We start from the raw sequence: 11,784 nt of genomic DNA, 5'->3' as shown, positions 1-11,784 counted from the left end.
CGTGAAGGCGCGCCTTCCCGCCTTGTCCACCTGTTTCGCCTTATTCAGCCTTATTCAGCCGCGCTCGTCGATCGGCACGTACGACCGCTTGCCCGGACCCGTGTACTCGGCGCGCGGACGGATGAGCCGGTTGTTGTCATATTGTTCCAAAATATGGGCGATCCATCCCGACGTGCGGCTGATCGCAAAAATCGGCGTAAACAAATCATGATCGATTCCTAAACAATGGTAAACCGAGGCGGAATAAAAGTCAACGTTCGGCGGCAGCGCTTTTTCCGATGTGACGATTTCTTCAATCTTCGTCGACATTTCGTACCAATGCGGCTCGCCGACGAGCTTCGTCAGCTTTTCCGACATTTTTTTCAAATGTTTGGCGCGCGGGTCGCCTTTCCGGTACACGCGATGGCCAAAGCCCATGATTTTCTCTTTATTGGCCAGCTTTCCGCGAATGTACGGCTCAACGTTGTCAACGGTGCCGATTTCCGTCAGCATTTTCATCACCGCTTCGTTTGCCCCACCGTGAAGCGGTCCCTTTAAGGCGCCGATCGCCGCTGTAATGCCGGAATACATGTCGGAGAGCGTCGCCACGCAAACGCGCGCCGTGAACGTCGATGCGTTCAACTCGTGATCGGCGTGCAACACGAGCGCCTTGTCGAACGCTTCGGCAGCAACGGCGTCCGGCTCTTGTCCGGTCAGCATGTACAAGAAATTGGCAGCAAAGCTCAAATCTCGGCGCGGCGCAACCGGTTCCAGCCCTTTGCGCACGCGGGCAAACGCCGCGACGATCGTCGGGATTTTCGCCTGCAGACGGATCGCTTTCCGGTAGTTCGCCTCTTTCGTCATGTCGTCCGCTTCCTCGTCGTACAGCGCAAGAAGCGAAACCGCCGTGCGCAACGCCGCCATCGGATGCACGTTGGCAATCGGATACAGCTTGAAGTGCTCAACGATTTCCTTTGGAATGTCCGCGTTTTCCGCCAGCTGCTTCTTCAATTCTTCGAGCTGCGCTTTTGTTGGCAGCTCCCGATGCCAAAGCAAATAAACGACCTCTTCAAAGGAAGCGTTTTCGGCCAAATCGTCAATATCGTAGCCGACGTACGTCAATGTATCATCGATGATCGAGCTGATGCTTGAGGTTGTCGCCACAACCCCTTCTAAACCGCGGGTTACCGTCATGTCCAATCTCCCCTTCTTTTTCATAAGTTCCGCCCATCATCGTTGGAAGGACGATGAGCGCTTGCTCGAAACCGTGGCAAAAACGAAGGCATGGGCGAAAGTGCTTACATCGCCGCGCCACCCGCCTTGCAAAAACGCTGTTCCCCGCTTGGCCCGAAAAACGAACTCACGCTTATTATTATAAACAATTATCAGACTTTTGTCAGCTGTCATACGTCGTAAAGAGACAGGCGCCACGAACAAGCGGAACACGCTTCGCCGACAAACGAACCGGTCGTTTGCCCGAGCGGTTAAAAATATTCTACCATTTTGATGACCGCATAGGCAATGCCAGCCCCAATCAGCGGACCGACCGCCACACCATGGAAAAGCGCGACGGCGATGATCGTCCCGAACGCCAAAGCGGCCGTCATTTGCGGATCGCTCGCCAACAGTGTCACTCCTCCTTTGGCGATCAAGGCGACCAAAATGCCAGATAACAAAGCGATCCAAGCCGACAGCGATTGCAGTGAACCAACGAGCTCTTTCCAGCCGATGTGTCCAGCGGCAATCGGAGCGAGCACCGCGATCGTAATAACGGTCACTCCCCAATGAATCCCCTTCGATTGAAGGGTCGACAAAAGCGGCTCGCTAAAGCCGGACCACTTTACGGCCAGCAGCACAGCGACTGCGATCACAAGCGACTCGTTTTTCGACAGCAAGCCAAGCGCCAACAGCGCCAGCAAAAACAACACCGATTCATTCACGGCGGCTCATCCTCCTTCGAGCGGGATAGGAAACTTGTTTTTTTTTGCTTCTTCGTAAACAAACGTGTAATATTATCCATATGGAGATTCGGTTGGGGGTGAAACATTGTCCCGAGTGTATGTCGACCGTTTTTTGCGCTTTTTTTTCGTCGTTGCCATCGCCGGCATTAGCGTTTGGGCGCTGTATTACATCGCAACGTTGACGTACCCGTTTATCATCGCTTTCCTCATCGCCCTGCTCATTAATCCGCTCGTCGATGGGCTGGAGCGGAAAGCGAAAATGCCGCGCTGGCTGGCGGTCAGTGTCACGCTTATCGTCCTGTTCGCCGCCGTCGCTGGGATCGTGACGCTGTTGATCGCCGAAATCGTGTCGGGAACGCAATATTTGGCCGATGTCGTGCCTAGCAAATTTCAAGCACTAGTTTCGTACATCGAAACGTTCGTTGCCGATCAGCTCATCCCGATCTACAAAGATTTGGCGGGCATGTTCAAAAGTTTAAGCAGCCAGCAGCAAGATACGATCATGAAAAACATCCAGTCGGTAGGGCAAAAAATCGGCACAACGGTAGGGGAATTTATCCAAACGATTTTGCGAAACATTCCCCAGCTTCTCGCCTGGCTGCCCAATATCGCGACCGTCTTTATTTTTTCGCTGCTGGCCACGTTTTTCATCAGCAAAGACTGGCATCGGCTCATGCGCATGGCGCAGCGCTGGCTGCCGGCGAAAGCTCGCACAAGCGGCAAAACGGTGTTCGTCGATTTGAAGCGGGCGCTGTTCGGCTTTATGAAAGCGCAGGCGACGCTCATTTCGATTACGACGGTCATCGTGTTAATCGGCCTGTTGATTTTGCGCGTCGATTACGCGATTACCATCGCCTTGATCATCGGGTTCGTCGATCTTTTGCCGTATTTAGGAACCGGGATCGTATTCGTCCCTTGGATCATTTACGCGGCGGTGAGCGGCGACATCCCGTTTGCGATCGGCCTTGGCGTTTTGTATATCGTCGTGCTCGTCCAGCGGCAGATTATGGAGCCGAAAGTGCTCTCCTCATCGATCGGCCTTGATCCGCTCGCCACGCTCATCGCTTTGTTCGTCGGCTTCAAGCTGCTTGGCTTTCTCGGGCTGATCGCCGGGCCGGTTGCGCTCGTCATCATCCGCACCCTTCACAGCGCCAACGTCTTTCGCGACATTTGGCGGTTTATCATCGGCAAGCCGGCCGCATAACTGACAGAGCGCAGCTGCCGTTTGTCGGTTTAGGCGAAAGGGGGCGGCGGAAAAAGCCGTCTTCCGTGAAGACAGGCTCAACATATCGCGCGGCACAAAAAATAGATGAGGAAAGAGGGTGTTCCCATCCATTGGGGACACCCTCTTTTGATGTGAACCGGCTACAAGACGCTCGCATGTCCGCGGTAGATGGCGCCAAACCCGCCGTCGACCGTGATTTCTTGTCCGTCTTGAAACAGGCGGGTCGCATTCTCGACCCCGACGACGACCGGAATGCCGAGGCTTAACCCGACGACGGCCGCATGGCTCGTCAGCCCGCCTTCTTCGGTGATGATCGCCGCCGCTTTTTCCAGCGCCGGCATCATATCGGCATCGGTGCTGGTGGTGACCAAAATGCCGCCTTCCACCATTTTTCGGCACGCCTCTTCCGCCGTTTTGGCGACGACCGCCTTGCCGAACGCTGACTTGCGGCCGATGCCTTGCCCTTTGGCGAGCAGATCGCTGATGACGTGCACTTTCATCAAGTTCGTCGAACCGGTTTCGCCGACCGGCACGCCGGCGGTGATCACGACCAAGTCGCCGTGCTTCACCAAACCGGAACGCACCGCCGCATCGACGGCCACATCCAACATTTCATCCGTCGTGTTTACATGCGGCGCCTCTTTCGTATAGACGCCCCAGACGAGCGCCAACCGGCGCGATACCGCTTCGTTTGAGGTAACGGCGATAATCGGCGCTTTCGGACGGTATTTGGCCACCATCTGCGGCGTTTTTCCGCTCACCGTCGGCGTAACGATCGCCGCGACATCCAAATTCAACGCTGTATGGGCGACCGACTGCCCGATGGCATCAGTAATCGTCGTCGCGCTTTCTTTTGTACGCTGGGACAAAATATCGTGGTGCTCCAACGCCTGTTCGGTGCGAAGCGCGATTTGGTGCATCGTGCGGACCGCTTCGACCGGGTAGTGGCCGGCCGCTGTTTCCCCGGAAAGCATGACCGCATCCGTACCGTCAAAAATGGCGTTGGCGACGTCGCTGGCCTCCGCCCGCGTCGGACGCGGGTTCCGCTGCATTGAATCAAGCATTTGCGTCGCTGTAATGACCGGCTTGCCGAGCATGTTGCATTTTTTAATGAGCATTTTTTGGATGAGGGGGACTTCCTCAGCCGGAATTTCCACACCTAAGTCGCCGCGCGCCACCATGAGGCCGTCGGCTGCTTCCAAAATTTCATCGATGTTGGCCACGCCTTCTTCGTTTTCAATTTTGGCGATGATTTGGATGCCGAGCGCATCGTTCGCTTCAAGCAGCTCGCGGATTTCCAACACATCGGACGCCCGGCGCACGAACGACGCAGCGATGAAGTCGATCCCTTGGCGGATGCCGAACAAAATGTCAGCGCGATCTTTGTCGGTGATGCCCGGCAAATTGACGCGCACGCCGGGAACGTTGACCCCTTTTTTGTTTTTCAGAACCCCGCCGTTTAAGACGGTGGTGGCAATTTCCCCCGCTTCTTTATCAATCGCCGTGACTTCGAGGCCGATCAGCCCATCATCGAGCAAAATGGTCGAGCCGACGGACACGTCATCGATCAGTCCCGGATAAGTGATGGAAATTTTGTCTCGGGTCCCGAGCACTTCGTTCATCGAAATGACGAGCCTCGCGCCTTCCTTCAGCTCGATGGCGCCGTTTTCCATGTTATGCGTGCGAATTTCCGGACCTTTTGTGTCAAGCAAAATCGCCACCGTTTTCCCGGTTTGCTGCGCCGCTGTGCGAATGTTGGCAATGCGCCTCCCGTGTTCTTCATGATCGCCGTGCGAAAAGTTGAGGCGCGCTACGTTCATGCCTGCCTCGATCAATTGCACAAGCTTGTCCACGCTTTCGCTTGCCGGCCCAATCGTACAAACAATTTTCGTTTTCCGCTTCATCGCTTCTTCTTCCTTTCCCCTCGGGAAGTGAACTCCCCGCCGCTTCCGAACAGGCGGGGGCTTCAAGCGGCTTGGACGTGTTTGCCGAACGGCAAGACACCATCCCGACTACGCTGTCTTTCATTCCGAAATGTCTGCTCTACTCGTAGACTAGCATATTCGTCAATGATTGCCAACCGCGCTTCCTCTCCCGGCGGGCCCATGGGACCGCCGCTCGCCCTTTCTTGGCGCCGGGAGATGGTTTTCAAAACCGTTAAATCGACAGCTCTTTCGACAACACATACATCCGCTGATCGATCGTATGAATTTGGCTCAACGCTTCGGCGATGTCATGGTCGACGAGCCGGTTGTTTTGGATGCCGACGCAACGACCGCCTTTGCCTTCAAGCAAAAGTTCGACCGCCCGGGCGCCGAGACGGCTCGCTAACACGCGGTCAAACGCCGTCGGCGATCCGCCGCGCTGCACGTGGCCAAGCACCGTCACGCGCGTCTCAAAACCGGTCGCCTCTTGAATTTGCCGCCCAACGTCAACGCCGCTGCCGACTCCTTCGGCGACGATGATGATGCTATGTTTTTTGCCGCGTTCATGGCCGCGCTTCAAGCGAGCGATGATATCATCCATATCGTAGTCCGCTTCCGGGATCAAAATCGTCTCCGCCCCGCCGGCAAGCCCCGACCATAAGGCAATGTCGCCGGCATGGCGGCCCATGACTTCAATGACATACGTCCGCTCATGCGACGTCGCCGTGTCGCGAATTTTGTCAATGGCGTCAATAACGGTGTTCAACGCCGTATCAAACCCGATGGTAAAATCCGTCCCCGGGATATCGTTGTCGATCGTCCCAGGCACGCCGACGCACGGAAAGCCATGCTCGGTCAATTTTTTTGCCCCTTGGTAGGACCCGTCACCGCCGATGACGACCAGCCCTTCAATGCCGTGTTGTTTCAGCTGCTCGATTCCTTTTTTCTGTCCTTCCTCCGTCTTAAACTCCGGACAGCGGGCGGTGTAAAGAATCGTGCCGCCGCGATGGATAATATCCCCGACATCGCCGACTTCGAGCTTTTTGATATTGCCGGCAATCAGCCCGGCATAACCATGATACACGCCGTACACTTCGACGCCGTGGTAAATGGCTTTGCGGACGACCGCGCGAATGGCCGCGTTCATGCCCGGCGAGTCGCCGCCGCTCGTCAATACACCAATCCGTTTCATCACTTCCACCTCATTTGTCTCGAATTGCACACGTCCGACCTCATACGTCTGTCGCCTCTAAACATTCCTAATGTACCATGAACGCCTGTTGAACACAACAGGGAACGCACGCTGAAACGGCTTACAAGGGGCGATTTTTTAAACAGAACAAAGCTGTCCATAGGGAACCGGATCATGTGTTGAGACGCCATTGTTTAGACAGAACAAAGCTGTCCCGCCAGCGGAGGACAGCTTGTTTCTTATCTTGCCCGAATCGTCTCTTGTAAAAACGAGACGCGGCCCATTTGTTTAAATTTTTCGTAGCGCTGTTCCACGAGCGCCTCGCCGTCGAGCGCCAGCAGCTCTTTCAGCGAAGCGCGCAGCACGCGGTCGATTTCTTTCGCCTGTTCATCGGCATTGCGGTGGGCGCCGCCTTTCACTTCTGGGATGATTTCATCAATGACGCCAAACGCTTTTAAGTCGTGGGCGGTGATTTTCATTGTTTCCGCCGCCCGCTGCGCCAATGAGGCGTCTTTCCACAAAATCGCCGCCGCCCCTTCCGGCGAGATGACCGAGTACGTGGAGTTTTCGAGCATATGAATATGGTTGCCGACGCCAAGCGCCAGCGCCCCACCGCTTCCGCCTTCGCCGATGACGATGCAGACAACCGGCACGGTGAGTCCCGCCATTTCAAACAAGTTGCGGGCGATCGCCTCGCTTTGCCCGCGCTCTTCCGCCGCTTTGCCCGGATAGGCGCCTTTTGTATCAATGAAGCAAATGATCGGACGGGAAAACTTTTCCGCCTGCTTCATGAGCCGCAGCGCTTTCCGGTAGCCTTCCGGGTGCGGCATGCCGAAATTGCGGCGCAAATTTTCTTTCGTATCTTTGCCGCGCTGGTGGCCGATCACCGTCACCGGAAGCCCGTCGTACATGGCAATGCCGCCGACGATCGCTTCGTCATCGCCGAAGCAGCGGTCGCCGTGGCACTCGAGAAAGTTTGTAAACAGCCGCTCGATGTAATCGAGCGTCGTCGGCCGGTGCGGGTGACGGGCGATTTGCACGCGATCCCACGGCGTCAAGTTCGCGTACACTTCGTTTTCCAATTTCGCTAGGCGCGCCTCCAGCTTTTCGATTTCCGCCGATAAGTCAACGTCTGCCGTTTTCATGAACTCTTTCAACTCTTGAATTTTGCCGCGCAGCTCAACAAGCGGCTTTTCAAATTCTAATTCCGCCACCATCCCGCTTCCCCTCCTCCGTTATGAATCGCCAGCACAACGGCCAGCTTTTCCTTCAGCTCATGACGATGGATGACAGCATCCAGCTGCCCGTGCTTCAGCAAAAACTCCGCCGTCTGGAAGTCTTCCGGCAGCTCTTCGCGCACCGTCTGCTCGATGACGCGGCGGCCGGCAAAGCCGATGAGCGCCCCCGGTTCGGCAAAGTTATAATCCCCAAGCGAGGCAAAGCTCGCCGATACACCGCCGGTTGTCGGATGGGTCATGACGGAAATGAACAAGCCGCCGCTGTTGCTGAATCGTTTGAGCGCGGCGCTCGTTTTCGCCATTTGCATGAGGCTTAGCACCCCTTCTTGCATGCGGGCGCCGCCGGACGCGGTGAAAATGAGAAACGGCACGCCTTGCTCCCTCGCCCGTTCAACGGCACGGGCGATTTTTTCGCCGACAACCGAGCCCATGCTGCCCATGCGGAACGACGAATCCATGACAGCTATGACGAGCGGATGGCCGTCAAGCGTCCCTTCGCCGGTGACGACTGCCTCGTTCAGTCCGGACTTGCGCCGGTCTTCTTCCAGCTTTTCGCTATAGCCCGGAAAACCGAGCGGATTGACCGAGATCATATCGGCGTCATACTCGCGGAAGCTGCCGTCATCCAGAAGGCTGGCAATTCGCTCGCGCGCCGGCAGCGGGTGATGGTAGCCGCAGCTTAGGCAGACGCGCAAGTTTTTGACCAATTCTTTCGTATACATAATTTTTTTGCATTGCGGACATTTCGTCATCACGCCTTCCGGAACTTCATGCTTCAGTTGTTCGGCAGGCAGCGGCGCGTATTTTTTCTTTTTGCCAAATAAGTCTTTCCACATGAGGGAGCCCCTCCTTTATGATCCATTGTATCGGTTTCCTGGTTTATACTGCAACACCGAAAAAGAAAAGTGGAGGGCAGATCGCGCTGCCCATGGAGCTTTTTCCGTAAAGAGCGATTTATTTGACGGCAACGGCGCCAAATCCGAACAAAGCGATCAGTTCATCGACAAAGGGCGCCGTCAAAGCTACCGCATACCGCTCCGGCAGGCGGAGAAGCGCGCGTTTACGTTCGTCATACAAGTAAACAGGCGTGCGGCCGCTATGCTGTTCAAGCAGCTGTTTCAGCGCAGCGAGCCGGCCGCTGTCCGCGCCGCTGGCATTGATGTAGAGCGCCGACACCGGCAAGCCCCACGCGCGGCGGATAACGAGCTGGCGCCGTCCTCCGCGCCTTTCCATCGTCCCGGAAAGCAAAACGAACGCTCCCTCCACGAGCTCAGCAGCAGCGCGGGCATATATCGGTGGAAAAGCGACCGCCTCCACTTCTCCGCTTTCATCGCCGATGGTCAAAAACGCCATCTCCTCGCCAAACTTCGTCCGCGTTTTCCGCAGCTGCGCGACCGCCCCCCCGACCACCACGGACGGGCCGTCCGCCTCAGCGGCGAACACGGCATGCGCCGCCTGAAACAACGGTCGGCATACCGCCGCTGGATGCGGGGTGACGGCAAAACCGAGACATTCTCTCTCCCGGCGGCGCCGCTCGCTGGGCGTCCACGGTTTGGCCTCGGCGTATTTCGGCTGGGGTGAAAATCCGATCGCTCTCCCGTACGCGTTCAGCCATTCGGCATGTTCGGCGGCGATCTCAATGCTCGCTGAAAGGACGGCGCGCTCGACTCCAAACTCATCGAAGGCACCGGCAGAAATCAGCGCCTCCAGCGCCGGACGCGCCAATCCTTTCGGCAGCAGGCGAACGGCAAAGTCGAAAAAGTCGGCAAACGCCCCGTGCGCTTTTCGCTCATCGATGATGAGCTTCGCAGCCGAGCCGACATGCTTCACCGCCGAAAGCCCCGTGCGGATCGCCTCCCCTTCGATCGCAAACCGATAGCCGCTCCGGTTGATCGACGGCGGCAAAACCGGAAGGCCCTTCCGCTCCGCCTCGCGGCTGTAAAGCGCCATCGTTTCCCGATCGCCGGCCGCATCTGCCAACATGACCGCATAAAAACAGAGCGGATAATGCGCTTTAATATACGCCATCGCATACGACAGCCGCGCATAGCTGACCGCGTGGCTTCGATTAAAACCATAATGGGCAAAGCGAACGATGTGCCGGTACAGCTCCTCGGCCACGTCCTCGGCGTAACCGTTCGCAAGGCAGCCGGCGACAAACGCCTCTTTCTGCTCGGCCAACAGCGCCTTTTCCTTTTTCGCCACCGCTCGCCGGAGCACGTCCGCTTGTCCGAGCGAAAAGCCTGCCAGCCGGGCAGCGATTTGCATAATTTGCTCCTGATAAATCAACACACCGTAAGTCGGCGCCAAAATGGGAGCGAGATCCGGGTGCGCATACGACACCGGCTCTTCGCCGCGCTTGCGCCGGATGTAAACAGGGATCATCTCCATCGGGCCGGGGCGGTACAATGCGTTGACCGCGACCAAATCCTCAAACTCGGACGGCCGCAGTTCAGCAAGCACGCGCTTCATTCCCGCGGATTCGAGCTGAAAAATGCCGTTCGTGTCCCCCGAACTAAGGAGCGCGTACGTTTTGACATCATCGAGCGGCAGCGCGTCAACCGCAAACGGCCGCCCCGTCTGCCGCTCGACGAGGCGCACCATCCGGCCGATCAGCGTCAACGTGCGCAACCCGAGAATATCGATTTTCAACAACCCTAGCGCCTCAAGCGCGCCCATCGCGTATTGCGTGAGCGGCCATGGGCCGTGGCTAGGCTGCAGCGGCACATGGGCGAGCAGCGGCTCGGGGCTGATGATGACGCCGGCGGCGTGAATCGACGTGTGGCGCGGCAAGCCTTCCAGTTTTTGCGCTACAAAAAGCCAACGATCCCCGCCGCGCACGGCGCTAACCGCCCGACGAAAGGCAGCCGATTCGTCATGCCAGCGACGAATCGTGAGTCCTTGCCGGTTGGGCAGCAGCGCGATCACCCGCTCCGTTTCCTCCCCGGGAAGGCCGAGCGCCTTCGCCGTCTCGCGCAGCGCCGCTTTGGCGCCGAACGTGCCGAACGTAATGATTTGCGCGACGTGATCATGACCGTATTTGTCGGCGACGTAACGAATCATTTCCTCGCGTCGATCGTCGGGAAAGTCCAAGTCAATATCCGGCACCGACACGCGCTCCGGGTTTAAAAACCGCTCGAACAACAGCCCGTATTCCAGCGGATCAACATCGGTGATCGACAACGCGTAAGCGACAAGCGAGCCGGCAGCCGAGCCGCGGCCTGGTCCGGTCATGATGCCGCGCCGGCGCGCGTAGGCGAGCACATCGGCGACGATCAAAAAATAGTCGCTGAAACGAAGCGATTCAATGATAGCCAACTCGTGCTCCAACCGCCGCCAATAGCGCGCATCCGCTGATGGCACGCGGCGAGCGAGTCCTTGTTCGCAAAGGCGGCGCAAATAGCCATCCGCCGTTTCCCCATCCGGCACCGGGAACTTCGGTAGCCGCCGGCGACCAAACTCGAGGCGGAGCGCGCACTGATTGGCGATCTCGATGCTGTTGGCAAGCGCCTCCGGCCAATCGGCAAAGCGGCGGGCCATCTCGTCCGGCGCCGCCAAGTGACGCCCGTCCTCTTCAGCAATGTTTGCGAGCGGTACCCCGCGGCTCAGCGCCTGCAAGCAGCGAAACGCAAGCGCATCCTCGCGCTCCACGTAGCGGACATCGTTCGTCGCAACGGGCGGTATCCCGAGCTCCTCCGCAAGCCGCCGCAGCCCGTCCTCATACGGCGCGCGCCACCGCTCGCCGCGCTGGATGGCGATATACAGGCGGCCAGCAAACAGCTGGCGGTAGCGGAACAACGTTTCTTTCGCCCGCGCCACATCCCCAGCGGCGAGCAGCGATTCGACCCGCCCGTTAGGCCCTGGCGTGATGGCCATGATTCCCCCGTTCAAGCGGCGGAGGACGTCCTCGTGAATGCGCTTTTCTTCCCCCATTTGCACCGCTGTGCTGATTTCGATTAAATGGCGGTATCCTTCCTCATTGGCAGCCAGCAGGACGAGCGGAAATGCCGCTTCATCTCCCTCGAGGATGACATCCGTCATCATGCCGATGATGGGGCGGAGGCCGTGCTGCTCGCACTCCCGGTAAAACGGAATGGCGCCATACAGCACATGGCGGTCGGTGAGCGCCAACGCCTCATAGCCGAGCTGTTTCGCTTTGGCCGCAAGCGCCTCGACCGTCGCCGCGCTTTGCAGCAAGCTATACGCGCTGACCACATGCAAATGAACGAACGACATGGTCCTCCCCCTCTCCGTTTCGCGGGCG

Annotated in this window: 8 protein-coding genes; 1 reads left to right on the top strand and 7 read right to left on the bottom strand. The window is 57.7% G+C overall.

Going from position 1 to position 11,784, the window contains the following annotated elements; genetic code table 11:
• Nucleotides 1–54: 54 nt before the first annotated feature.
• On the bottom strand, nucleotides 55–1,173 hold the full coding sequence (gene citZ, locus NST29_RS04520) for a citrate synthase (RefSeq protein WP_033019482.1): 1,119 nt from the start codon (nucleotides 1,171–1,173) through the stop codon (nucleotides 55–57).
• A 290-nt stretch (nucleotides 1,174–1,463) separates the two neighbouring features.
• Entirely contained in the window at nucleotides 1,464–1,919 is a 456-nt protein-coding gene (locus tag NST29_RS04515; protein ID WP_033019485.1) for a DUF441 domain-containing protein, read from the bottom strand.
• 106 nt (nucleotides 1,920–2,025) lie between these two features.
• Between NST29_RS04515 and ytvI the strand changes: the two genes are divergently transcribed.
• On the top strand, nucleotides 2,026–3,144 hold the full coding sequence (ytvI, locus tag NST29_RS04510; RefSeq protein WP_033019493.1) for a sporulation integral membrane protein YtvI: 1,119 nt from the start codon (nucleotides 2,026–2,028) through the stop codon (nucleotides 3,142–3,144).
• Nucleotides 3,145–3,305: 161 nt separating this feature from the next.
• Here ytvI and pyk read toward each other — a convergent pair whose 3' ends face one another.
• The 5 genes from pyk to dnaE form a co-directional block, all read right to left on the bottom strand.
• Nucleotides 3,306–5,069, bottom strand: coding sequence for a pyruvate kinase (pyk, locus tag NST29_RS04505; protein WP_033019494.1), 1,764 nt, complete (start codon nucleotides 5,067–5,069; stop codon nucleotides 3,306–3,308).
• 253 nt (nucleotides 5,070–5,322) lie between these two features.
• Nucleotides 5,323–6,282, bottom strand: a complete 960-nt coding sequence (pfkA, locus tag NST29_RS04500) for a 6-phosphofructokinase (protein WP_033019495.1) — start codon at nucleotides 6,280–6,282, stop codon at nucleotides 5,323–5,325.
• Nucleotides 6,283–6,521: 239 nt separating this feature from the next.
• Entirely contained in the window at nucleotides 6,522–7,499 is a 978-nt protein-coding gene (gene accA / locus NST29_RS04495) for an acetyl-CoA carboxylase carboxyl transferase subunit alpha (protein ID WP_033019496.1), read from the bottom strand.
• Entirely contained in the window at nucleotides 7,484–8,356 is an 873-nt protein-coding gene (accD, locus tag NST29_RS04490) for an acetyl-CoA carboxylase, carboxyltransferase subunit beta (RefSeq protein ID WP_033019498.1), read from the bottom strand. Before accD ends, accA begins: the two co-directional genes overlap by 16 nt.
• Nucleotides 8,357–8,474: 118 nt before the next feature.
• On the bottom strand, nucleotides 8,475–11,756 hold the full coding sequence (gene dnaE, locus NST29_RS04485; RefSeq protein WP_033019499.1) for a DNA polymerase III subunit alpha: 3,282 nt from the start codon (nucleotides 11,754–11,756) through the stop codon (nucleotides 8,475–8,477).
• Nucleotides 11,757–11,784 lie beyond the last annotated feature (28 nt).

This window comes from Geobacillus sp. FSL W8-0026 (assembly GCF_037966255.1).
GTDB classification, from domain to species: domain Bacteria; phylum Bacillota; class Bacilli; order Bacillales; family Anoxybacillaceae; genus Geobacillus; species Geobacillus icigianus.
The sequence above is the reverse complement of the archived record's forward strand: the minus strand, read 5'-3'. Positions and strand labels throughout refer to the sequence as shown.

What these genes read in the sequence shown, in the direction of transcription:
- dnaE (WP_033019499.1), bottom strand. Translation starts at nt 11,756, where the DNA reads ATGTCGTTCGTTCATTTGCATGTGGTCAGCGCGTATAGCTTGCTGCAA.
- accA (WP_033019496.1), bottom strand. Translation starts at nt 7,499, where the DNA reads ATGGTGGCGGAATTAGAATTTGAAAAGCCGCTTGTTGAGCTGCGCGGC.
- pfkA (WP_033019495.1), bottom strand. Translation starts at nt 6,282, where the DNA reads ATGAAACGGATTGGTGTATTGACGAGCGGCGGCGACTCGCCGGGCATG.
- pyk (WP_033019494.1), bottom strand. Translation starts at nt 5,069, where the DNA reads ATGAAGCGGAAAACGAAAATTGTTTGTACGATTGGGCCGGCAAGCGAA.
- citZ (WP_033019482.1), bottom strand. Translation starts at nt 1,173, where the DNA reads ATGACGGTAACCCGCGGTTTAGAAGGGGTTGTGGCGACAACCTCAAGC.
- accD (WP_033019498.1), bottom strand. Translation starts at nt 8,356, where the DNA reads ATGTGGAAAGACTTATTTGGCAAAAAGAAAAAATACGCGCCGCTGCCT.